The organism is Sulfitobacter brevis, from assembly GCF_900112755.1.
Lineage (GTDB): Bacteria > Pseudomonadota > Alphaproteobacteria > Rhodobacterales > Rhodobacteraceae > Sulfitobacter > Sulfitobacter brevis.
In genome coordinates, this window is sequence record NZ_FOMW01000009.1 from 104,782 (window position 1) to 126,444 (window position 21,663).

Here is a 21,663-nt window from a genome sequence, read left to right on the forward strand (position 1 = left end):
ACTCCCTTACGGCTTTTGCGCTTGGAATTCAGCCAGCGATTTGCCTGCCTCATCGGTAAAAAGCTCCGGCAACGCCTCGGCGCTCTCGATCAGATCCAGCCGGAAGGTACGGAAATCACTGCGCAGTTCGCACCAAGCCGTCAGCAGCCATATCCTGCCCAGATGCTCCATCATCAAGGGGCGCACGCGGCGCGTTGTCACGGTGCCTGACTGCGCCGTATAGGTCAGTCGCAGCTTTTGCCGTGCCTTGATCGCGGCACGCAGGGTAGCGATATGGCGGATGCCACGCGCAGTATCGGCAAAGGGATAGACGGCAAATTTCCACGCCTCCGCTTCGGCTGTGATCCTCTCCGGCAGCACCGCGTCAATCTTTTCTGCAAGGCTAAGGGCGGCGGATTTTAATGCGGCATCGGCGACTTCGCCCGCGATCGCGAGCCCCAGATTGAGCGCTTCGAATTCCACGTCGGTCAGGGTAAGCGGCGGCAGGCTGATCACATCGGCGAGCCTGTAACCCACGCCACGCGCTCCCGACACCGGCACGCCCGATGCCGCCAGAGTGTCCATATCCCGATAAACCGTGCGCGGTGTGACGCCCATGCGGCTGGCAATATCCTCGGCGCGATGGGTCTGCCCGTCGCGCATGAGCTGCATAATCTCGAAAAGGCGGTTCTGGCGTAGCATACTCCTGACATTAACCTGTCAGTTGTCCGCTGCAACCCTGCAAATAGCCCGGCACTGCGCTGCTGATCACCATGCCATAGGGCTTTGCCGCTTTTGCCAGCCTGACAAATTCACTACACCCGATGACGAACGGTCGCCCCTGTGCGGCTTTGCGGAATCATGGGAGAGCGCAGATGTTGAATAATATTGGCTTGCCGGGCCTGCTGCTGATCGCGGTTGTGGTGTTGGTACTTTTCGGTCGGGGCAAGATCTCGTCGTTGATGGGTGAAGTCGGCAAAGGCATCACCAGCTTTAAAAAGGGCATCAGCGAAGGCGAAGAAGAGCAGAAGACCGACACCAAACACGTCGAAGACCTGCACGATGCCGACCTGCCCGAGCATACCGACCTTGGCACGCACCCCAAGACGGATAAAATCGCCGACAAAGACCGGGTGTAAACGCACATGTTCGATCTGGGGTGGTCAGAGTTATTGGTCATCGGTGTCGTGGCGTTAATCGTCGTGGGGCCGAAGGACTTGCCGGTATTGTTCCGGCGTGTCGGGCAATTTGTCGGCAAAGCCAAAGGCATGGCCCGCGAATTCAGTCAGGCAATGAACGATGCCGCTGATGATACCGGCGTGCGCGAGGTCTCCTCAAGCCTGAACAAATCGCTTAAAGCCGCAACCAATCCGCTAGGTTCAGCGATGGACAGTGTCAAATCAGCTGCAAGTTCGCTCACCAAGATCGACCCGGACAGCGAGACCGGAAAATTAGCTGCGGAACGGGCCGAGGACGTCAATAAGATACAGGCGGGCACAGCGCGTGCGGCAGCAGAGCGTAAACAGCGCGAGGCAACCGAGGCGCTTGCCAAGGCCGATGAGGCCGAAGCCAAGCTGACACCGGCGGCCACAGCTGCGCCAAGCACGGCACGTGTGACCGAGACCACTGCAGCGGCCACGCCCAAAGCCGCAAAACCTGCGGCCAAGAAAACGGCGACAGCAGCAAAAGCATCGGTGGCAAAGAAACCCGCCGCCAAGAAAGCGCCTGCAAAAAAACCTGCGGCAACCACAACAGCCGCGAAACCAGCAGCCAAGAAGGCTCCGGCCAAAACAGCTGCGAAAAAGAGCACGTAAATGAGCGCATCAGACGACATCGACGACAGCGCGGCCCCCCTGATCGAACATCTGGCGGAGCTGCGCACGCGGCTGATCCATTCGGTCATCGCCTTTATCATCGGCATGGTGATCTGCTTTACCGTATGGAACCCTATCTTTAACTTCCTGACCGCGCCCCTATGCTCGGCCATGGCCGAACGTGGGCAAGACGATTGCGGGCTAATCCTGATCAAGCTGCAAGAAGGCTTCTTTGTTGCGATTTCGATCTCGTTCCTTGGTGGCCTGATGTTGGGGTTTCCCTATATCAGCTACCAGCTGTGGCGGTTTGTGGCGCCCGGGCTTTACAAGAACGAAAAGGGCGCTTTCCTGCCGTTTCTGATCTCCAGCCCGCTGATGTTCTTTCTGGGCGCGTCTTTTGCCTTTTATGTGGTCACGCCGTTGGCCTTTGATTTCTTCCTTGGATTTCAGCAGGCGGGTACACTTGTCGGTGAAGGGCCAAATGGCGAAAACGGCATCGCAGCCATTGCTTTTCAAGGCTCCGCTCAGGAATATCTGAGCCTGACGATCAAGTTCATCGTGGCCTTTGGCTTGTGCTTCCAGTTGCCAGTTTTGTTGACCCTGATGGGTAAGGCTGGGCTGGTCAGTGCCGAGGGTCTGCGCAGCGTACGTAAATACGCGGTTGTGGCAATCCTCGTGCTTGCTGCCCTGGTAACGCCGCCTGATGTGATCACGCAGGTGATCTTGTTCGTTGTAGTTTACGGCCTCTACGAGATTTCGATCCAACTGGTGAAGCGTGTTGAACGCAAGCGCGAGAAGCGTCTACGCGAAGAGGGCTTCTATGACGAAGACGAAGACCTGATGGCCGAGTTCGAGGACGATCGTGAGGACGCTGACAAGTGATTGACGACCCGATGGACCGGATCGCCGCGGCGCTGGAGCGTATGTCTCCCGCGCCGCTGGCAGCCCCTGATTTCGATGCAGCGACTGCCTTTGTCTGGCACACCAACCCCGACAGATTGGGAGCTGTGCACAAGGTTGCAAAGGTTGATTTGCATTTGCTGGTCGGAGTTGATCGGTCGCGCGAGACACTGCTGGCCAATACCCGCCAATTTGCGGCTGGCTTGCCTGCGAATAACGCCTTGCTTTGGGGGGCGCGCGGGATGGGTAAATCCAGCCTTGTCAAGGCGATACATGCCGATGTTCAGTCACAGCATGAAGGGTTGCGCCTGATTGAATTGCAGCGTGAAGACTTGCCATCGGTGGGTCGTTTGCTGAACCTGCTACGTGGTGACGCACACCGTTTTGTGCTGTTCTGTGACGATCTGAGCTTTGGCCATGATGACAGCCACTACAAATCGCTTAAGGCGGTGTTAGATGGTAGCATTGAAGGGCGCCCTGACAATGTGGTGCTCTATGCGACATCCAACCGCCGTCACCTGATGCCGCGGGATATGATCGAAAACGAGCGCGGTAGCGCGATTAATCCGTCTGAAGCGGTCGAGGAAAAGGTCTCGCTCTCGGATCGGTTTGGTCTGTGGCTCGGCTTCCACCCCTGCGATCAAGCGCAATATCTGTCGATGATCCGTGGCTACTGCGACGCTCACGGAGTTGAGATCGCAGACGAGACGCTGACAGCAGATGCCATTGAATGGCAGGCAACGCGTGGGTCGCGTTCGGGCCGTGTGGCGTGGCAGTATTTTGTTGATCTCGCAGGCCGGAAGGGCGTCCAGATCTAACCCCGGCGCTGTGGAACCCGGGCTTCCGGCAAGACCAGCATCGTGGACTCTGTAGGCACGCGCTGCAGAGTCGTGGTCCTGTGAGGCATTTTCCCCACAGGTCGATAATTATCAGCTAAGGCGCGGTGCAGGTTACTGAATATAAGGGGCGGGATCGACGCTATCGAAGCCTTTGCGAACCTCGAAGTGCACGAAGGCATCCTCACCGCCGCGCAGTTTGGCGATCTGCTGACCCCGTGCCACGTTGTCCCCTTTTGCGACATTCACATCGGCGACATTGGCATAGACGGTCAGTAAGTTGTCAGGATGCCGCACGACTACAATCGGCACGCCCTCGGCGCTTTTGGTGATCGCGGCGACGACGCCCGCATCAGCCGCTTTGACCGCAGTGCCCGCAGCGGCCTGAATATTAACACCCTCGTTTTTACCTTTGGCATAGCCGCGAATGATGCTGCCCTGAACTGGGGGTGACATTTTGGTCGGGGCAGAGGGAGCTGAGGTTTTTCCCACATCGGCAACCGGCTTGGCCGGCGTTGTTGCCGCAGGCAGCGGCTTCGCGGTTGTATCTTGTGGCAATGGCTTGGCAGCCGAGGGAGGCGTAGGGGTTGGTGAGCCAGCACCGGGAGGTGTGGTGGCCTGTGCCGCTTCGCTGGGCACCGAGCGGGCTGGCGGATTTTGCTGTGGCACGGGGATCAACAAGAATTGCCCAGCACGAATGGAGAAATCAGGGCCCAAGCCGTTCCATTCGGCCAATGCCTTGATCGGCACGTTATAGAGCCGCGCAATGGTATAAGCGGTCTCGCCACGCTCGACTTTGTGGCGGATCGGCTCTTTGTTGGCTTGCTGCGCCGCGACAGGCGATGCCGCAACTGGAGCCGAGGCAGGCGGCAGGGCTGCAGTCTGCACGCCGGGTGTCGCAGGAGCGCGGTTGATTGCGTCGCCTGCAATGCTGGTAATGTCGCGCGGCGCGGTGATCGGGCCGGTTGTGGTGGCGCCTGTGGCAGGCGAAGGCTCGGCCACGCGGCTTGGCAGCACGATGATCTCATCCTTGCGCAAGCGGACGTTGGGCTGCATGCCGTTGTAGCGCGCCAGCTCTTGCAGATTGACGCCGACCCGCGCGGACACATCGGCCAGCGTATCGTCACGCCGCGCCACGGCGACCTGATAGTTGGGATAGGATATCACGCCGCGATTATCGGGGCGGGGCCGGTCGGCGACCGGAGCAGAGGCTGCATCAGCGGTCGAAAAACCGCCATTTAGCCCGCGTAAATCATAATCCAGCGGCTGGTTTTCACAACCCGCGAGAAAGAGGACACTGGCACCGGCCAGCAGGCTGGCCCGTGTGATCGGGCGGCGCAAGGTGTGGTGACGCATCTGCATGTCCTCATAGTCTGCCCCATGTGCATCCGGGGTTTGCGGCCTTATAGCCGATTATGTGTCCTTGCCCAACCCTTCTAACAAGGGAACAAAGCGAACAGCCCGCATTTCGTCATATTCCAGCCCAGTGGCGGTTTTGCGCACACGGATCAGGTGTTGAACGGCGTCGGATTGGCCAACAGGGAGGACCATAATGCCACCCTCTTTCAACTGCGCCAGCAGCGGGCCGGGAGGGTCTTCTGCGGCGGCGGTGACGATAATACGGTCAAACGGTGCCTGTTCGGCAAGGCCGAAGCTGCCGTCGGCGGTGATGGCCGTAATATTGTTCAACTGCAATGCGTCAAAAATCTCGCGGGCTTCGCGCACAAGACGGCGGTGGCGATCGATCGTATAAACACGGCGCGCCAGCTTGCTGAGGATCGCTGCCTGATAGCCCGATCCGGTGCCGATCTCGAGGACCTTATCGCGCGGACTGACCTCTAACGCTTGCGTCATCAATCCGACAACCGAAGGCTGGCTGATGGTCTGCCCGCAGGCAATCGGCAGGGGCATGTCCTCATAGGCGCGATTGGCGAAAATGCCACGAATAAATGGGCCGCGATCCACCGCTTCCATCGCCGAAAGTACAGCATTGTCGGTCACGCCCTTTGAGCGCAGCGCGTAGAGAAATTGCATTTTGCGTTCTGCGTCAGAGGTGGCGGGTTCGTTCATGTATCAATGCCGCTCAGGGTGCTGAGCGCGGCGTGGTCGGTCAGGTCGGCACGCATCGGGGTCACCGAGACGTAGCCATCAAGGTTGACGGCGGCGTCACTGCCCTCGGCGGTGCGGACCTGTTGGTCACCACCACGTATCCACAAAAACCGCCGTCCGGAAGGGGAGACATGCGGCTCGGTTGTAAATCCTGTGCCGGGGCGCAGACCTTGGGCCGCAAGCCGGATGCCCTTGACGTCAGCTGCGGGCACGGGCGGGAAATTTACGTTGTAGAACAGTCGGTAACCGTCTGTATGCGCGGGCGTATTCGCCAAAATGCGGCGTACGACGTCGGCGCCATGCGCAGCAGCCCCTTCAAACGGATCATCTAGACTGCGGTTCTCGACCCCGAAGAATTGCGACATGGCAATGGCGGGCAAGCCCTGAAGAGCTGCCTCCATCGCGCCGCCGATTGTGCCGGAATAGAGGGTGTTCTCGGCCGAATTATTGCCGCGGTTGACGCCGGAAAGCACCAGATCGGGCGGCGCGGCGGTCATCGCGTCGTGGATCGCGGCCAGCACGCAATCGGCGGGGCTGCCCTCAGCTGCAAAAACACAGTCGTCCAACTGGTTGATCATCATAGGATGGGTGTAACTGATGCAATGACCGACGCCCGATTGCTCAAACGCAGGCGCGCAGGTCCAGACTTCGCCACCCGGCCCCGCGACATCGGTGGCAATCGCGTGCAGCACAGCCAGCCCCGGCGCGTTGATGCCATCATCATTGGTGATTAGAATACGCATGAAACCGCCCCTTTTTCGTTTGATAAGCGAGGGGGGAAGCTGGGGCAAGCGGCGGCGCGGATTTTACGCCGCCCAAATTCTTAGAGTTGCGCCAATACCGCAGCGGCTTGCGCGTGGATGTCCGAGAGCTTGTCGCGGTCTTCGCCCGGAAAGAACCGGGCGCGGGTCGCGGTCGGCATAGGTTCGGGTGTCACGATATGAACGCGGGGGCCGATTGTTGCGGCTTCGGTCTGCCATGAGCGTGCCAGCGCGATCTGTGCGGCTTTTGTCGCGCCGTAGCTGCCAAAAAACTTAGTGCCAGCACGCGGATCATCGAAAAACACCGCATCGCCCGATTGGCCGAGCAGCGGGGCGACATAGGTGATCAACGTGGCCGTTGCGGTAATGTTGCAGGCCACCGATTTTGCCATATCGCGGGTGTCGATATGGTCGGTTGGGGCCAGCGGTGCTGCATGGATCGCGGTGTGAAACCAGATATCAAGGCTACCCCAACGGTCATGAATACCGCGGCACATCACCGCCATTGCCTCGGGCGTGGTGATGTCCATCGGGGCGAGCGTGGCGCTGCCGCCACAGGCTTTGATGCGGTCATCAAGCTCTTCCAGCGCGCCAGTGGTGCGGCCCACAGCAATAATGTGGTGGGTGGGAGCGAGCGCTTCGGCGAGGGCTGCGCCAAGGCCGCGCGAGGCACCGGTGATCAGAGCTGTTTTTGTCATGGATCGGGCTTTGCACCGCGCGGGCACAGGCGTCAAGAGGTGGCGGGTGCCTTGGTCTCTGTCGACTTGGCTTTACTTGTGGTTTTTGCGGCGGATTTTTCAAGCGCGTCAGCAATGCGGCGCGGTTTTGGATCGTCGCCCGTGGTCGGCCAGCCTTCGCGCTGGCGGGCGCGGTCGCCGTCATGCTCATCCGTCTGGTCGTGGAAAAGCTGCACCTGCGTAGGGTAGGGCATGTCGATACCCGCGTCATCGAGTGCTTTGTAGACGGCTTGCAATACGTCGCCGCGGGTATGGATGACGGAGGCTTGGTCGGGCCTTGTCCACCAGCGCAGCCGGATGACATTGGCAAAATCGCCAAGCTCGACCGGAATTGTTTCGGGAGCGGGATCGGACAGCACACCAGATACACCCGCGCAGGCCTCCACCATGATCCGGCGCGATTCGTTCCAATCATCGTTGCACCCGACGCCGATGTCATACTGTGAGCGGCGCTTGTCGAAGGCGGTGTTGACCACAACGCTATCAGTGTAAATGTCGGCATTCGGGATCACCACGCGGCGCCCGTCGTAGGTTTTGATGATGGTTGCACGGGTTTCAATCCGCTCGACCGTGCCTTCGTGGCCCGAGGAGGAGACAATCTGGTCACCGACTTCAAAGGGCTGCCGCAGCAGGATCAAAATCCCCGCGAGCATGTTTTGCAGAATATCTTTGAAGGCAAAACCGATCGCGACCGAACTGACGCCTAGCCCAGCAATCAGGTCACCCGGCTTCATCGACGGGACCACGATGGTGACGGCCAGCATTGCGCCTACGATGATCAGCATCCAGCCTGCAAGGCTCCCGCCCACGTCGCCGAGCGAGGGGCGGTCGCGATGACGCGCGGCGCGGCGCACTAAGCCAGAGACCCCGCGCGCAATCGCCAGAAAGATCAGAAAAACCACAATGGCGATGCCGATGTTCGGCAACAGTCTGAAAAATCCGTCGAGCCAAGCGTCAAGTTTATCGAAAATCAAACCTGGATTGGCGTCAACTTCTTCCATGCGGTGCGATCCCTTTTTGCGTCAGACATTTTTTCCCAACGCACTGGGGCAGCGTTTGGTTCCTCAGGTGCTTGGAAGTTCCAGGATTTTTGTGCCGCGGCGCTGCGACAGCACCAATCGGGTCTCGCCAATCGCGGAAACCAGCGCCCCGTCGATCCGGTCGCCGACCCCGACCCGTGTGACGCGCCCGTTGCTTTCGCGCACCAAAGCTCCGGGTCTATTGGAGCTGCCAAAAATCCCGATCAGCGCGGTGCGATCAAGCTGCGCCTTTTCAGTCGCCAGTTGCGCGACTCTTGCATTCGTTGTCCCGTTCTGTGTGTTCGAAGCCATGTGTTCCTTTCAGCGCAGCCCTTTCGGGGAGCAGCACCTGTGGTTTCAACTGTTGTTGCTGCACTGCAGCTAGCAGCCACCATAGGAGGCCGGAAGACGTGCAGATTTGCATCAGCCGTAGTTTGCCAGAGGATGCGCAAAAATTAGCTTAACAGTGGCCGGAAACGTTGGGTCACGGGCAGGAGCGCGCTTTTCGAGCGAAAAGCGCCAGCCGTTAACACGCTGATCGAACAAACAAACAGCCGCCCCAGCGTTTAGAAGGCTGAAGCGGCTGAATATGTTTAAAGTTCGATACGTAAGGAAGGGCGGCGGCGCTTACTCCGCTGCCGGCTTCATCTCGAAGCCCTGCGTGACCTGATCCGATGGAATCACAGGGTATTCGCCCGAGAAGCACGCGTCACAGTATTGCGGGCACTTCTTGTTGCGGCCTTCGGCTTCGCCCACGGCGCGGTACAAACCATCCAGCGATATAAACTTCAGGCTGTCGACCTGAAGATGCTCGCGCATCTCTTCCTCGGACATGGTCGCGGCCAGCAGCTTTTCGCGCTGCGGCGTGTCCACACCATAGAAGCAAGGCCATGCCGTCGGGGGTGAGGCAATGCGGAAGTGAACCTCGGCAGCACCGGCATCCAAAATCATCTCTTTGATCTTGCGGCTGGTGGTGCCGCGCACGACGCTGTCATCCACCAGAATAACCCGCTTGCCCTTGATCAGCGCACGGTTGACGTTGAGTTTAAGCCGCACGCCCATGTTGCGGATCTGTTCGGTCGGCTCAATAAACGTCCGGCCCATGTACTGGTTGCGGATGATGCCCATCGCGTAGGGAATGCCTGATTCCAGCGAGAAACCGATGGCAGCAGGAGTGCCGCTGTCAGGTACCGGACAGACCAGATCGGCATCCACAGGGCTTTCTTTGGCCAGTTCGCGGCCAATCGCCTCACGGGTTTCATAGACAGAGCGGCCGCCGAGAATACTGTCGGGACGGCTAAAATAGACGTGTTCGAAGATGCAAAAACGCGACGGCTGGGCACGGAACGGAAAGTGCGAGGCAACGCCATCGGCAGTAATGACCACCATTTCGCCAGGCTTGATCTCGCGTACAAATTCCGCACCGATAATATCAAGCGCGCAGGTTTCGGAGCTGAGCGCCCAACCATCGCCAATTTTGCCGAGCACCAGCGGACGCACACCCAGCGGGTCGCGTACACCGATAAGCTTGGTGCGTGTCATGGCGACGATTGAAAACGCACCCTCGACACGGCGCAGCGCGTCTTCCATCCGTTCGGGGATGTTCTGCTGCAACGAGCGGGCCATCAGGTGGATGATGCATTCGCTGTCGCTGGAGCTTTGAAAGATCGAGCCGCGCTCGATCAACTCGCGGCGCAGGGCAACGGCATTGGTGATATTGCCGTTATGCGCAATTGCGGCGCCACCCATAGCAAACTCGCCAAAGAACGGCTGCACATCGCGGATCGCGGTCTGGCCTTTGGCACCCGAGGTGGAATAGCGGACATGGCCGATGGCCAATTCGCCGGGCAGGGTCTCCATCACCGACTGTGAGGTGAAGTTATCGCGGACATAGCCGAAGCGGCGGGCAGACTGGAAACCGGCGGCGGGGTCGTAGCTGACGATGCCGCCTGCTTCCTGACCGCGGTGCTGCAAAGCGTGCAGGCCAAGGGCGACAAAGTTGGAGGCATCGGCCACGCCGACAACGCCAAAGACACCGCATTCTTCCTTCAATTTGTCCTCGCTGCCTGCATCCCGCAGATAGGACGTATCAAACGGATTGGCGGGTGGCATGATCTTGGTGGGGACATCGGGGACGTTTTTGGGCACTGTGGACAGCTCCGATCCGGCAACGTTAGATGGTGATATAGGCGGTCGCGGCACGGGTGTCACCCCGTACCGGCGCTATTGCAACGGATTTGTGATGGGCAAATCCGCAGAGGTCGATCACTCGGCGCAGCTGCCCACGAGAGCTTCATAGCGGGTGGTCACCCAGCCAAGGGCATCCTCGGGGTTCTGCTCTTCGATCCGGTCGGTAAAGCGCCCAAACACAGCGGCAGAGCGACTTTCGTCAACGACGGTGATCTCTTGGCCGGTGATCACGGTTTTATAAACAAAGAAAGCGATGGCGACCAAGAGGATGCCGCGCGCCACTCCAAAGATGAAACCAAGACCCTGATCGACACCGCCCAGAACCGAACGTTGAACCAGTGACGAAAACAGCGGCGTGAACAGCGAGATCACGATAAGGGCTGCGGCAAAGACCAGCGCAAAGGCGCCGATGATCGACAACTCACAGCTATCGGCGAGGAATTCGCCGACGACGGGAAGCTCGCGGACCAGCGGCTCTACCTGCGGGGCGAAGAGAAAGGCAAGTATCGCCGCAGCGATCCAGCCGACAATCGCCATCAATTCACGTACCAGCCCGCGCCCGTAGGCCAGCAGAGCAGAGAGCACGATAACCAGTGCGACAACCCCGTCGATGATCGTAAAACCGTCCATGCGTCTTGCCTTTTACTGGGGGCGCTTAGCCGGCCCCAAAAATTTCGCCTACGAAGTTGGTCAGATCGCCCATCGTATTCAGCGTGATTCCAGAAACGCCCACAGGTTTCCCTCCGGACGGAGCAATCGCGCTGGTAAAACCAAGTTTCTGCGCCTCTTTCAACCTGTTTTCGGTCTGGGACGCCGGACGCAAGCCCCCAGACAGGCTGATTTCGCCGAAAACCACGGTTTCGGGCGGAAGTGCCACATCTTCGCGCGCACTAAGCAACGCCGCCGCAACCGCCAGATCGGCGGCAGGTTCGGTGATCTTCATGCCGCCAGCGACATTGAGGTAAACATCAAGCCCAGCAAACGGAATGCCGCAGCGTGCCTCCAGCACCGCAAGAATCATCGCCAGCCGCCCGCTGTCCCAGCCAACAACCGCACGGCGTGCCTGCGAATGGGGTGAGGGGGCAACCAGAGCCTGAAGCTCGACCAGGAGGGGGCGGGTTCCTTCGATGCCTGCAAAGACCACAGATCCTGCCGCAGGCCCGCCGCGTTCGCTGAGGAACAGGGCAGAGGGATTGGTGACTTCGGCAAGGCCCGCACCGGTCATCTCGAATACGCCGATCTCGTCGGCGGGGCCGAAGCGGTTCTTAACACTGCGCAGAATGCGAAACTGGTGGCCGCGTTCGCCTTCAAAATAAAGCACTGTGTCGACCATGTGTTCGACAACGCGCGGGCCCGCGATCTGGCCTTCCTTGGTGACGTGGCCGACCAGTACGACAGAAACGCCGCGCCGCTTGGCAAAGCTGGTCAACTCATGGGCCGCCGCACGGACCTGCGAGACAGAGCCCGGCGCGCTTTCAACGTTATCCGCCCACATGGTCTGGATCGAATCGATAATCGCCAGATCAGGGCGCTCGGTCTCCAGCATGGTGAGGATATTGCGCAGATTTGTTTCGGCGGCGAGCTTCACTGGCGCATCGGCCAAGCCTAGACGTTGCGCGCGCATGCGGACCTGTGCGCTGGCTTCCTCGCCGCTGACGTAGATGGTTTTCAAACCCTTGCGGGCGAAATGCGCCGCGCCTTGCAACAGCAAAGTGGATTTGCCGATACCCGGATCGCCGCCGACCAAGATCGCCGAAGCTGGCACCAAACCGCCGCCCAATACCCGATCAAGCTCGCCGATGCCCGACAGGCTGCGTGGGGGCGGTGATTCTTCGGTAGATAGGTCAGTGAGCGCCACAGTCGCCCCGCGTTTCGCACCGAGCGATTTGCTTGGCGGACCGGCGGAGATTCCTTTGTCTTCGGAAATGGTGTTCCATTCGCCGCAGGCATCACAGCGCCCCGACCATTTGTTGAAGCTGGCAGCGCAGGCGGTGCAGCTGAAATTCTTGACGGGTTTAGCCATGGCGCCTTTTGTCTGACCGTGGGCGGCGCGTCAAAGGAAAATCACCCGCGAACGGGTGATTGTATTGGCGGGGTTGGGGGACCCGATGCAGTTTGCCGTGCGGGGGGGAGCCGCGTTGCGGGCGTGCCGGAGTTACTCGGCAGCCTTTGGTGGCATCTCGACGACAGTATTGTCCAACGCAGAGGGGTTGGTGCGCACCACGGTTTCAAGGCCAAGCTCGGGCATGATCTCGCGCATTTCTTCGCGCAGACGGTCAAGCTGGGCGGCGGCTACACTCTCTTCAAGCTCGATCTCGTGGACCCAATGCTTAAGGTCGTTGGAGATTCCTTTTGCCTGATCAAGGCGCGAGTTGAAAAGCTCAAGCTCTTGCTGGCGCTGCTTGAGGAAGTCACGGGCGCGCTTGATCTTGTCGTCGGAGTAGACGGTCGCAAGCTCGCGACTGATGTGGCTCATCTGTGCCGCAACTTCAAGCAACGAAGGCTCGAGCGTGCTGAGATCAGGATGATCGCGCAGATAGGCCAAACGCTCCCGCACCGCATCAAACTCGGAGCTAAGCTGGAAGGTTTGAGCACGGTCTTGAGCGTGAACCGCAGCGTAGGCCCGCGACACGTCGTTCATCCCGATGGAGAAAGACCGGTGCGAGTTTTCCAGCTGCATAACGCGGCTGTTAGATGGCAGGAAGAAGCAAATTCCGATGGCCAGAACGGTCAACCCGATCTGGGCGTACATGCCAGCGTTCTCGACAGGCGCACCCTGATATTGAACATCAAGGCTGATCCACGACCACAGGCCAAAAGTGGCCATTAGCGTGGCTCCCAGCATCGCGAGCGCGGCAATGGCAAATGTCGCCAAAGCGAGACGCTGGAAGATGAATTGGATGAGGTAGGTGAATGATCGGATCTGGGTCACGGCTATTTCCCCCCGGGGCAAAGCGTTATCGGCAAGTTTATGCCGACCAACGGCGATTTCCATGGTAAAGTTCCGCTCATTCGACGAAAAACTTTACTTCGCTGTTTTTATCACAACTGAAATTGCTGTTTGTTGCTCAAAGCGAGACAATCGTTCAATTTGTGTCAGTTTGTTTCGTTGCCCAACTTATGCCCAACGAGGCAAGGACACAGGCTGTGAATAGATAAAGCCCACAGCCGACTTCGATGCGCCCGAATCCTGTGCCTTTGATAAGGACAATATAGAGCGCCAGCAGAAAGACTTCGGCCATCGCCAGCTTTCCGAGCAGGCGCAGCACTGGCAAGGCATGCAGGCTCAGAATTTCGAAATGCATAAGCGCGAGCGTCACGGTTTTGCCGTAGGGCGCTACCACCGCGAAAAGGGTGACGAGTGCAGCCAGAAACACATCCGTCCGCCACAGCGCCTGTAAGCCGGTCAGGACCGAGATCTCGTTCAGCGCAAAGAGCGGCAGCATGCCAGCGCGCATCAGTGGTGCAGCCCACGAAACCGGAAATAAAATCAACAAGGCAAGGTTCAGCAGCGTGAGCAGCCCGGTCCTCATCCAACATAGGCGCGGCTGTACCGCGACCCGAGAGATGTGAGAATCTCATAGCCGATGGTCTCGGCAAAATCTGCCACCGTGTCGACAGATTGGTGCGGGCCGATGAGTTGCAGGTATTCGGGGGTGCCATCGTGGCCGGTGACGTCAACCGTAATCAGATCCATTGATACCCGTCCAACAGCGGATACGTGGCGCCCGTCCAGCGTAAAGCGCGCATTTGGTCCGATCGCGCGGGGCAACCCGTCGGCATAACCTGCCGCGACGGTCGCGATGCGCATGTCCTCAGTGGCAACAAATGCATTGCCATAGCCCACGCTTTCGCCCGCCCAGACTTCGCGCACCTGAATGACCGGCACGTCCAGCGTGACAACCGGCAGGGCTTCGGTGAATGGTAGCCCGCCATACAGGCCAATGCCGGGGCGGGTCAGATCGAAGTGGTAATCTCTGCCCAGAAAAATGCCGCCCGTCGCACTCAGCGACAAAGGCGCATCGATACCATCCGTCATCTCGTAAAACGCCTGCAATTGCGCAGGGTTCATCGGGTGGGCAGGTTCATCGGCGCAGGCCAGATGCGACATGATCAGCGCGGGCCGTTGCGCCAATGCGATATCGCGCAGCGCCGACCATTCCGCCGGCTCCATCCCCAGACGGTTCATGCCGGTGTCGAGCTGCAGGCCAAAGGGATGACCGGGCAAGGATTCGACGTGGCGCAGCATCTGGTCGACCGAGTTCAACATCGGGGTCAGCTTGGCACCCCCGATCATCCCGGCATCTCCCGCCATATGGCCGGAGAAAATGTTGATGGTGGGGCCGGGCCCTAGGATATCGCGTAGGGCAGCACCTTCTTCGGCGCAGGCGACAAAGAACTGCCGTGCACCCGCAGACGCCAAAGCCGGCGCCACACGCGCGATGCCCAGCCCGTAGGCATCAGCCTTGACCACAGCGGCGGTCTCGACTTGGGTCATTGCGTTCAAAGCCTGCCAGTTGGCGACGATTGCGGACAGATCGATTGTCAATTTGGATGTTGTCATGCTGCGGGTTCTGACAGGATGCGCAGCCACGTCAAGGCCACCCAAACCACACACGCTGAAGAATCTGACGTTGCGGCAGAGACGGTGTAGAGCCAACGAAATCCTTGTTTGAAAAACCTGTCCGGTTACTCTGGCGGCAAGTGCATTGATTTTTTCAGCAAAGGTTTGTTTATGTTCTATCGTTCAAAATCTGCCACAGCGACTGCAATGGTCATCGGGCTCTCGGCCACGCTACCCGCCCATGCCGAAAACCGGATCGACACACAATTACCTTCGGCGCCGGAATTGGCGGCCTATGGCAGCTTGCCCGTCGGGGTGCGCCAGATTGATCTGAGCGATCCCGGCCGTATTGAAATCCTCGCAATTGATCCCGCCGCTGCCAAGCCCGACCCGCTGCCGACCTACGACCGGCCCGTGACGGTCGAAGTCTGGTATCCAGCAGCGGCAGGGGCCAGCGGCAGTACGACCTTGCAGACAGTGGCGCGCGATGGAACCACTGCGGTAGCACTTGAGGGGCGCGCTGTGCGCGATGCCGAGCCTGATGCTTCGGGCACCGTCTACCCGCTGGTGCTGGTCAGCCATGGCTATCCGGGAAACCGGTTCCTGATGTCGCATCTGGCTGAAAATATCGCCTCCAAGGGCTATGTCGTGGCGTCGATTGACCACACCGATTCAACGTACAGCGATAAGGCGGCCTTTGGCTCGACCTTGGTCAATCGCTCTCTCGACCAATTGTTTGTTCTGGACGAAATGGCACGTCTGAGCGCCGAAGCCGGATTTCTGAATGGGCTGCTGGACGCGGACAACACCGGCTTGATCGGCTATTCTATGGGCGGATACGGCGCAGTGATCACCGCTGGCGGCGGTGTGACCGAAGCGTCGGTGGGATATGCATGGGGCGCGCCGCATGGCACGCTCGCGCAGCATCAGGCGGGGAGCGAGACGCATAAAAATCTTCCCGATGCACGGATCAAGACCGCAGTCGCCTTTGGCCCATGGGGGATGAACACCGGCTTCTGGGACGCCGAAGGTCTTTCCGGGGTCCAGATCCCGATGCTATTTATCGCGGGCTCGCAAGATGATGTATCGCTTTACGAAAAAGGCGTGCGGGCAATCTGGGAAAATACCACCGGCGTGGATCGCGCTCTGCTGACCTATGTCAACGGGGGGCACAACTCCGGCGCGCCCATGCCCGCCCCGCAAGAGAGCTTTCGCGACGACGATGCCTTGGGTTTTAACGTCTCCGAGCATTACACCGATCCAGTCTGGGACACGGCGCGGATGAACAACATCGCTCAGCATTTTGTCACCGCATGGCTCGATCTTGAGTTGAAGGGCGACAGTGAAAAAGCCGGATACCTCGACCTGACCGAGGATTCCAACGCTGGCATCTGGTCGGTCGCTGAAGATGGCAGCGAGAAGCCCGATCACACCTATTGGAAGGGTTTTGCCAAGGGTACTGCCAAAGGGTTACTTTACGAGCGGCGGGCTGCGGGCGAGTAAGGCCGGCGGTGCCAGAGGATGACGGGTAAAAGGGGATGATACGTCTGCGGATCATGTTCGGCCATGACGGCGTTGGCACAATGGCACTGGCTTGCGCGATCGGGCTTGTGGCAATGGTTTGGGCCGCGCCGCTTTGGGTCTGGTTTTTGGTGCCCTTAGGCATCGGCGCGCAGATGCTGAATGAATACAGCCTGCACCGCTTTGTGTTTCACCTGGCCCCGCCACGCCAGCAATGGCGGTTTGATTTGCTTTATCGTGCGCACTATGGGCACCATGACTTTCCTACCAACCACGGGCTGTTTTTTGTGCCGGTCTGGGTGGCGCTGCCGATCCTGATCGGGAATTTCATCCTCGTTTGGGCAGTTACAACGCTGCTGGGGCTGCCGGCAGCGCTTTGGATTGCGGTGGCGGTGGTGCCGGTCGGTGGGATCATCACATTTCTGACCTATGAGTGGTTTCACATGTCCGCCCATCTGACCCTGCCGAAAACAGCGTTGGAGCGGCATGTGACGCGCCTGCATAACCAGCACCACTTTCGCGACTTCAGCAAATGGTTTCACGTCAGCCCCGGTGGCGAGATTATCGACCGCGCTATGGGCACCGATATCGACCGCGAGGCGTTGAAATCCCAGCAAAGGGTCGAGTTTATCCGTACCTTGGGCATGCGCCCCGATGACCCGCGCCTGATCGCAGCGCGAGAACGGTTTGCGGCGAAATACGAGCTCTCAGAAGCCGAAATCGCCCGCGCTGCGGTAAGTTAGCATTAGGGCGGCACGCAACCGCGCTACCGAGACTAGAATTCCTGATCGTCGTTGCCTTGCTGCCAAGGTTTGACGAGGTTGCCAAAGCGGGTAAAGCGGCCCTCAAAGCTCAGATCGACGGTGCCGATGGGACCGTGACGCTGCTTGCCAATGACCACCTCGGCGCGGCCGTGTAGCCGCTCCATCTCTTCCTGCCACGCGGCCATTTTTTCAAGCTCGTGGTCACCGGGTTTTTCACGCTCTTTGTAGTATTCCTCACGGAAAACGAACATCACCACATCCGCATCCTGCTCAATCGAACCCGATTCACGAAGATCGCTCAGCTGTGGGCGTTTGTCTTCGCGGTTCTCAACCTGACGCGAAAGCTGCGACAGCGCGATCACCGGAATGTCGAGCTCCTTGGCGATGGCTTTGAGGCCCATGGTGATTTCGGAAATCTCGTTAACGCGGTTTTCCGACTTTCCGGTGCCCCGAACCAGCTGCAAATAGTCGATGATCAAGACATCGAGCCCGTGCGTCCGCTTGAGCCGTCGGGCGCGGGCGGCCAACTGGCTGATCGGCAAGGCAGGCGTGTCGTCAATAAACAGCGGGCAGGCTTCCAACGATTTGGCGGCGTCAACAAAGCGGCGGAATTCGGCTTCGGACATATCGCCCGACCGAATTTGCTGGGAGGGAATTTCCGAGGCTTCCGAGAGGATACGCGCGGCAAGCTGTTCGGCGCTCATTTCCAGCGAGTAAAACCCTACCACGCCGCCATCAATCGCGCCTTCGGTGCCGTCAGGGCGCATGCCGCGTTTGTAGGCTTTGGCAACATTGAACGCGATGTTGGTGGCAAGCGATGTTTTCCCCATAGAGGGACGACCCGCGAGGATCAAAAGGTCAGAGCGGTGTAGCCCGCCGAGCTTTTTATCCATATCAATCAAACCCGTCGAGACGCCGGAAAGGCCGCCATCGCGCTGATAGGCCGTATTTGCCACATTAACTGCGTCGGTTACAGCTTTGAGAAAGCTCTGAAATCCGCTTTCTGTCTGGCCTTGCTCCGCCAGACGGTAAAGCTCTTGTTCTGCCTCGACGATTTGCTCGCGCGGTTCGGAGGACACGTTGACCTGTGCGGCCTTGGAGGCAATGTCACGGCCAAGCTGGATCAATTCGCGGCGCACCGCGAGGTCATAGATCATCTGGGCATAATCACGCGCGGCAAAGGCGCTGATCGCAGCGCCGGCAAGACGGGCGAGATAGGCAGGGCCGCCCAGCTCTTTCAGGCCCTCGTCGTCCTCCATGAACGCCTTAAGCGTCACGGGGCTGGCAAGGTTGTTCTTGGCGATCCGTGCGGCGGCGATATCGAAGATGCGCGCGTGTACAGGGTCATAGAAATGCTTGGGGCCGATGATGGACGCGATGCGATCAAAGATATCGTTATTGGTCAGGATTGCGCCCAAAAGTTGCTGTTCGGCCTCGGTCGAATGCGGCATCGTTTCCGGTGCCTGCACAGCGATCTGGTTCGCATTCAGCGACGTTATCTCGTTCATCAATCTACCCCTTGGTGCCCGCTCTTGTCATATCCAGCAGGGCGGGTCAGCGCAAATTGTATATCTTTGTGGATATCTAAGAACAGCCCTTGCGCCACTACATATTGCCCCAAGGGGACACCTCGCGTCAATATGCTGGGCGTTTAGCGTTAACCTTTGCGGGATTCTTGCCAGTCTTTAGGGGCATTCAAGAATGCCTCGACTTCCGCAAGTGTCGCTTCGTCAAAGCTGCCTTGCGCCTTGGCCTCGGCCAATACGTCCCACCATGTACACAGCGCATGCAGGGCAACACCATGATCGCCCAAAGTCTTTTCGGTCTGCGGGAAAATGCCGTAGTAAAAGATCACCGCCGTATGGCCACAGGTCGCACCGGTCTCGCGGATCGCGTCAACAAAGCTGAGCTTGGAACCGCCATCGGTGGTGAGGTCTTCAACCAGCAAAACCCGCTGGCCTTCGGTCATCACACCCTCAATGCGGGCATTGCGGCCATAGCCTTTGGGCTTCTTGCGCACATAGGTCATTGGCAGTGCCATACGTTCGGCGACCATAGCGGCAAAGGGGATGCCTGCCGTTTCACCGCCCGCGATATTGTCGAACGCCTCAAATCCGGCGTTGCGCATGACGGTGACGGTTAGAAAGTCCATCAGGGTAGCGCGGATGCGCGGATAGGAGATCAGCTTGCGGCAATCGATATAGGTCGGGCTCGGCAGGCCGGAAGCAAGGGTGAACGGCGTTTCAGCGTTGAAATGTACAGCGCCGATTTCCAGCAACATCCGCGCAGTCAAACGGGACATTTCCTCGGCGGGGGGGAAGCTGGTGGGAATCATCGGCGTGTCCTTCAGGATGAGAGAGTAGAGCGGTTCAGGCGGTCCAGTGCAACGGCATGGCCGGATCAAAAACAGTGACAGGCCCGTCGGGCGTGTCGATATGGGTCGGGAATTCCGGCGTTTCACGCACCAGTGTCAGGGTGCCCTCGTTCGCGGGCAAGCCGTAGAAGGCGGGACCGTTCAGTGAGGTAAAGCCCTCAAGCTTGTCGAGCGCGCCATCTTGTTCAAAGACTTCGGCCAGGATCGACATGGTGTTCGGCGCGGTGAAACAGCCTGCACAGCCGCAGGGCAGCAGTTTGTTGGCATCCGTATGCGGGGCGCTGTCGGTGCCCAGAAAGAACCGCGCATCGCCTGATGTCGCCGCAGCCCGCAGCGCCAGACGGTGGGTTTCGCGCTTGGCCACGGGCAGGCAGTAGTAATGCGGCTTGATGCCCCCCGCGAGGATGTGATTGCGGTTGATCACCAGATGATGGGTTGTGATGGTCGCGGCCAGCCCTTCGGGGGCGCTTTGCACATAGGCAGCGGCCTCGGCGGTGGTGATATGCTCCATGATCACCCGTAGCGCTGGATGGGCCTTGCGGATCGGGTCGAGCACACGGTCGATGAATACGGCCTCACGGTCGAAGATATCGACAGTGGCGTCGGTGACTTCTCCGTGGGTGCAAAGCGGCAGACCTATCTCGGCCATTTTATCCAGCACAGGGGCGACACGTGCGAAATCGGCGACGCCGCTGGCGGAGTTGGTGGTGGCACCGGCAGGATAGAGTTTGACCGCGTGGATCAGCCCGCTTGCATGAGCGGCGGCGACATCTGCGGGATCGGTGTCCTCGGTCAGATAGAGGGTCATCAGCGGGGTGAAATCCGCGCCTTCCGGCAGAGCGGCAAGGATCCGGTCGCGGTAGGCGGCGGCCTGCGCGCCTGTCACGACAGGCGGCACCAGATTGGGCATGATGATCGCACGGGCGAAATGAGTGGCGGTATGGGGGAGCACGCTGCGCAGCATGTCGCCGTCACGCAGGTGAAGATGCCAATCGTCGGGGCGGCGGATTGTCAGTGTTTGTGTCATATGCGCGGGCTAGCATAGCCGCGCGTCTGCTTCTAGTCTTCTTCTGCGGACATTCGCGCCGGCACTTGGGTACCTTTCGCATGACCTTGCAGGGCAGAAAGGCGGCTTGCAAAGTGGCGTGCATCCATCCGCGAGCTGACATTGCGGCACAGAGCAATTGCATATTTGATCCGATCTCCGGCCTCCATTGCCTCCAGTAGATTGCGCAGATAGGTTCGATGATCGCGCCGAGCACGGTACAGGCGGGCAAAAACGGCCTCAGTCAGCGTGCCCTCCATAGCGGCGTTAAGAAGCGGGGAGATCTGCTCCATCTCCATCAAGTCTGTTTGCAACGCGGCCCCCATAAAGGGCATGCGCAGCTTGGTGACATTGGTACGGGTGAATAGCGCGGCGTGCATCGCGTCCAGCTTTTCGCGCGGATCATAAAGCACGAAGGCACGGTCTGCGGCCTCCAGCATATCGGGGGCATAGCCGTAGCGTGAGGTGAAATCGAGGCTGCGCATATCGGTAAAGCGGTCGTCCCATTCGGTCATGCGGGGGGCAAGGGTGGCTTGGGGCTGGATCGCGATGACCCGCGCCCCCGGGGCCACGACCGAAAAGGCCGCGGCAGCATAGCCGCAAGGGCCTGCGCCGTAAAACAAGACGTTGTCGAATTCATCAAAGAAACCGTCGTCGATCAGCCGGTCAAAATAGCCGATCACCGCATCATCGCGAAACCACGTGTCGCCATCGCTGGCGAGGCATAAATGTGACCAGCCATGTGCCTGCACCATTTCCCACCCGAAAGGCTGGGCGCGCTCAGAGAGGGCATGCATGCCCTGAATGGTCTCGAAGGTGACCAGCAGCGAGGTGCCTTCTTCGACAAATGCAGCAAAGTGCCGCTTGCCAAGCTTTTGAAAATACCCGTCTTCTTCGGCAATAACCGCGAGCGTTGAAAGCCATTCGCGCTTTGGCAAATCCACCAACGACGTGGCGAGCGTGGGCGATTTATCCGTCATGACCGCATCCTCAATCCATTGTCCTGCGCGATTTTCGGGCGCGGGTTGCCGATGGGATACCAAGGCAATG

General features: G+C 59.3%; 23 protein-coding genes. 6 read left to right on the forward strand and 17 right to left on the reverse strand.

Annotated features, from left to right (window positions below; translation table 11 throughout):
• Positions 1-6: 6 nt before the first annotated feature.
• Positions 7-681, reverse strand: coding sequence for a helix-turn-helix transcriptional regulator (locus BM174_RS13315; RefSeq protein ID WP_093924349.1), 675 nt, complete (start codon positions 679-681; stop codon positions 7-9).
• A 173-nt stretch (positions 682-854) separates the two neighbouring features.
• Here BM174_RS13315 and BM174_RS13320 point away from each other — a divergent pair, with 173 nt between their 5' ends.
• The 4 genes from BM174_RS13320 to BM174_RS13335 are packed head-to-tail and all read left to right on the forward strand — an operon-like array spanning position 855 to position 3,511.
• Entirely contained in the window at positions 855-1,118 is a 264-nt protein-coding gene (locus BM174_RS13320) for a twin-arginine translocase TatA/TatE family subunit (protein WP_093924350.1), read from the forward strand.
• 6 nt (positions 1,119-1,124) lie between these two features.
• Complete coding sequence (tatB, locus tag BM174_RS13325) at positions 1,125-1,793, forward strand: Sec-independent protein translocase protein TatB (RefSeq protein ID WP_093924351.1); 669 nt, start codon at positions 1,125-1,127, stop codon at positions 1,791-1,793.
• On the forward strand, positions 1,794-2,675 hold the full coding sequence (gene tatC, locus BM174_RS13330; RefSeq protein WP_093924352.1) for a twin-arginine translocase subunit TatC: 882 nt from the start codon (positions 1,794-1,796) through the stop codon (positions 2,673-2,675).
• Positions 2,672-3,511 (forward strand): ATP-binding protein, encoded by an 840-nt coding sequence (locus BM174_RS13335; RefSeq protein ID WP_093924353.1) that lies wholly within the window; start codon positions 2,672-2,674, stop codon positions 3,509-3,511. Before tatC ends, BM174_RS13335 begins: the two co-directional genes overlap by 4 nt.
• A gap of 132 nt (positions 3,512-3,643) precedes the next feature.
• Here BM174_RS13335 and BM174_RS13340 read toward each other — a convergent pair whose 3' ends face one another.
• The 12 genes from BM174_RS13340 to alr all read right to left on the reverse strand — a co-directional run bounded on the left by BM174_RS13340 (position 3,644) and on the right by alr (position 14,909).
• Positions 3,644-4,891: a LysM peptidoglycan-binding domain-containing M23 family metallopeptidase gene (locus BM174_RS13340; protein ID WP_093924354.1), complete on the reverse strand. Its 1,248-nt coding sequence runs from the start codon at positions 4,889-4,891 to the stop codon at positions 3,644-3,646.
• A gap of 51 nt (positions 4,892-4,942) precedes the next feature.
• Positions 4,943-5,599 carry a protein-L-isoaspartate(D-aspartate) O-methyltransferase gene (locus BM174_RS13345; protein WP_093924355.1) on the reverse strand — a complete coding sequence of 219 codons (657 nt, stop codon included), beginning with the start codon at positions 5,597-5,599 and terminating at the stop codon, positions 4,943-4,945.
• On the reverse strand, positions 5,596-6,381 hold the full coding sequence (gene surE, locus BM174_RS13350; RefSeq protein ID WP_093924356.1) for a 5'/3'-nucleotidase SurE: 786 nt from the start codon (positions 6,379-6,381) through the stop codon (positions 5,596-5,598). The genes BM174_RS13345 and surE overlap by 4 nt, the downstream gene beginning before the upstream one ends.
• A gap of 80 nt (positions 6,382-6,461) precedes the next feature.
• Positions 6,462-7,097, reverse strand: coding sequence for an SDR family NAD(P)-dependent oxidoreductase (locus BM174_RS13355; RefSeq protein WP_093924357.1), 636 nt, complete (start codon positions 7,095-7,097; stop codon positions 6,462-6,464).
• 32 nt (positions 7,098-7,129) lie between these two features.
• Positions 7,130-8,137, reverse strand: coding sequence for a mechanosensitive ion channel family protein (locus tag BM174_RS13360; protein ID WP_093924358.1), 1,008 nt, complete (start codon positions 8,135-8,137; stop codon positions 7,130-7,132).
• Between the two features lie 63 nt (positions 8,138-8,200).
• Positions 8,201-8,467, reverse strand: coding sequence for a pilus assembly protein PilZ (locus BM174_RS13365; RefSeq protein ID WP_093924359.1), 267 nt, complete (start codon positions 8,465-8,467; stop codon positions 8,201-8,203).
• Positions 8,468-8,782: 315 nt separating this feature from the next.
• The gene (gene purF / locus BM174_RS13370) at positions 8,783-10,267 is read right to left on the reverse strand and encodes an amidophosphoribosyltransferase (protein ID WP_093924450.1); all 1,485 of its coding nucleotides are present in this window, start codon (positions 10,265-10,267) and stop codon (positions 8,783-8,785) included.
• 153 nt (positions 10,268-10,420) lie between these two features.
• A complete protein-coding gene (locus BM174_RS13375) occupies positions 10,421-10,975 on the reverse strand; it encodes a CvpA family protein (protein ID WP_093924360.1) in 555 nt (184 codons plus the stop codon).
• A gap of 25 nt (positions 10,976-11,000) precedes the next feature.
• Positions 11,001-12,368: a DNA repair protein RadA gene (gene radA, locus BM174_RS13380; protein WP_093924361.1), complete on the reverse strand. Its 1,368-nt coding sequence runs from the start codon at positions 12,366-12,368 to the stop codon at positions 11,001-11,003.
• A gap of 132 nt (positions 12,369-12,500) precedes the next feature.
• Positions 12,501-13,277, reverse strand: a complete 777-nt coding sequence (locus BM174_RS13385; protein ID WP_342742066.1) for a DNA repair protein — start codon at positions 13,275-13,277, stop codon at positions 12,501-12,503.
• A gap of 154 nt (positions 13,278-13,431) precedes the next feature.
• Positions 13,432-13,878, reverse strand: a complete 447-nt coding sequence (locus tag BM174_RS13390) for a paraquat-inducible protein A (RefSeq protein WP_093924362.1) — start codon at positions 13,876-13,878, stop codon at positions 13,432-13,434.
• Positions 13,875-14,909: an alanine racemase gene (gene alr / locus BM174_RS13395; protein ID WP_093924363.1), complete on the reverse strand. Its 1,035-nt coding sequence runs from the start codon at positions 14,907-14,909 to the stop codon at positions 13,875-13,877. Before alr ends, BM174_RS13390 begins: the two co-directional genes overlap by 4 nt.
• 207 nt (positions 14,910-15,116) lie before the next feature.
• Here alr and BM174_RS13400 point away from each other — a divergent pair, with 207 nt between their 5' ends.
• Complete coding sequence (locus BM174_RS13400; protein WP_218152935.1) at positions 15,117-16,412, forward strand: alpha/beta hydrolase family protein; 1,296 nt, start codon at positions 15,117-15,119, stop codon at positions 16,410-16,412.
• A gap of 35 nt (positions 16,413-16,447) precedes the next feature.
• Entirely contained in the window at positions 16,448-17,173 is a 726-nt protein-coding gene (locus BM174_RS13405; protein WP_093924365.1) for a sterol desaturase family protein, read from the forward strand.
• Positions 17,174-17,205: 32 nt separating this feature from the next.
• Here BM174_RS13405 and BM174_RS13410 read toward each other — a convergent pair whose 3' ends face one another.
• The 4 genes from BM174_RS13410 to BM174_RS13425 all read right to left on the reverse strand — a co-directional run bounded on the left by BM174_RS13410 (position 17,206) and on the right by BM174_RS13425 (position 21,593).
• Positions 17,206-18,702 (reverse strand): replicative DNA helicase, encoded by a 1,497-nt coding sequence (locus BM174_RS13410; RefSeq protein ID WP_093924366.1) that lies wholly within the window; start codon positions 18,700-18,702, stop codon positions 17,206-17,208.
• A 149-nt stretch (positions 18,703-18,851) separates the two neighbouring features.
• Positions 18,852-19,529, reverse strand: a complete 678-nt coding sequence (locus BM174_RS13415; RefSeq protein WP_093924367.1) for an orotate phosphoribosyltransferase — start codon at positions 19,527-19,529, stop codon at positions 18,852-18,854.
• A gap of 34 nt (positions 19,530-19,563) precedes the next feature.
• Positions 19,564-20,595, reverse strand: a complete 1,032-nt coding sequence (gene pyrC / locus BM174_RS13420; protein ID WP_093924368.1) for a dihydroorotase — start codon at positions 20,593-20,595, stop codon at positions 19,564-19,566.
• 32 nt (positions 20,596-20,627) lie between these two features.
• Complete coding sequence (locus tag BM174_RS13425) at positions 20,628-21,593, reverse strand: phosphoadenosine phosphosulfate reductase (protein WP_093924369.1); 966 nt, start codon at positions 21,591-21,593, stop codon at positions 20,628-20,630.
• Between the last annotated feature and the right edge of the window lie 70 nt (positions 21,594-21,663).

What these genes read in the sequence shown, in the direction of transcription:
- BM174_RS13315 (WP_093924349.1), bottom strand. Translation starts at nt 681, where the DNA reads ATGCTACGCCAGAACCGCCTTTTCGAGATTATGCAGCTCATGCGCGAC.
- BM174_RS13320 (WP_093924350.1), top strand. Translation starts at nt 855, where the DNA reads ATGTTGAATAATATTGGCTTGCCGGGCCTGCTGCTGATCGCGGTTGTG.
- tatB (WP_093924351.1), top strand. Translation starts at nt 1,125, where the DNA reads ATGTTCGATCTGGGGTGGTCAGAGTTATTGGTCATCGGTGTCGTGGCG.
- tatC (WP_093924352.1), top strand. Translation starts at nt 1,794, where the DNA reads ATGAGCGCATCAGACGACATCGACGACAGCGCGGCCCCCCTGATCGAA.
- BM174_RS13340 (WP_093924354.1), bottom strand. Translation starts at nt 4,891, where the DNA reads ATGCAGATGCGTCACCACACCTTGCGCCGCCCGATCACACGGGCCAGC.
- BM174_RS13345 (WP_093924355.1), bottom strand. Translation starts at nt 5,599, where the DNA reads ATGAACGAACCCGCCACCTCTGACGCAGAACGCAAAATGCAATTTCTC.
- surE (WP_093924356.1), bottom strand. Translation starts at nt 6,381, where the DNA reads ATGCGTATTCTAATCACCAATGATGATGGCATCAACGCGCCGGGGCTG.
- BM174_RS13355 (WP_093924357.1), bottom strand. Translation starts at nt 7,097, where the DNA reads ATGACAAAAACAGCTCTGATCACCGGTGCCTCGCGCGGCCTTGGCGCA.
- BM174_RS13360 (WP_093924358.1), bottom strand. Translation starts at nt 8,137, where the DNA reads ATGGAAGAAGTTGACGCCAATCCAGGTTTGATTTTCGATAAACTTGAC.
- BM174_RS13365 (WP_093924359.1), bottom strand. Translation starts at nt 8,467, where the DNA reads ATGGCTTCGAACACACAGAACGGGACAACGAATGCAAGAGTCGCGCAA.
- purF (WP_093924450.1), bottom strand. Translation starts at nt 10,267, where the DNA reads ATGCCACCCGCCAATCCGTTTGATACGTCCTATCTGCGGGATGCAGGC.
- BM174_RS13375 (WP_093924360.1), bottom strand. Translation starts at nt 10,975, where the DNA reads ATGGACGGTTTTACGATCATCGACGGGGTTGTCGCACTGGTTATCGTG.
- radA (WP_093924361.1), bottom strand. Translation starts at nt 12,368, where the DNA reads ATGGCTAAACCCGTCAAGAATTTCAGCTGCACCGCCTGCGCTGCCAGC.
- BM174_RS13390 (WP_093924362.1), bottom strand. Translation starts at nt 13,878, where the DNA reads ATGAGGACCGGGCTGCTCACGCTGCTGAACCTTGCCTTGTTGATTTTA.
- alr (WP_093924363.1), bottom strand. Translation starts at nt 14,909, where the DNA reads ATGACAACATCCAAATTGACAATCGATCTGTCCGCAATCGTCGCCAAC.
- BM174_RS13400 (WP_218152935.1), top strand. Translation starts at nt 15,117, where the DNA reads ATGGTCATCGGGCTCTCGGCCACGCTACCCGCCCATGCCGAAAACCGG.
- BM174_RS13405 (WP_093924365.1), top strand. Translation starts at nt 16,448, where the DNA reads ATGATACGTCTGCGGATCATGTTCGGCCATGACGGCGTTGGCACAATG.
- BM174_RS13410 (WP_093924366.1), bottom strand. Translation starts at nt 18,702, where the DNA reads ATGAACGAGATAACGTCGCTGAATGCGAACCAGATCGCTGTGCAGGCA.
- BM174_RS13415 (WP_093924367.1), bottom strand. Translation starts at nt 19,529, where the DNA reads ATGATTCCCACCAGCTTCCCCCCCGCCGAGGAAATGTCCCGTTTGACT.
- pyrC (WP_093924368.1), bottom strand. Translation starts at nt 20,595, where the DNA reads ATGACACAAACACTGACAATCCGCCGCCCCGACGATTGGCATCTTCAC.
- BM174_RS13425 (WP_093924369.1), bottom strand. Translation starts at nt 21,593, where the DNA reads ATGACGGATAAATCGCCCACGCTCGCCACGTCGTTGGTGGATTTGCCA.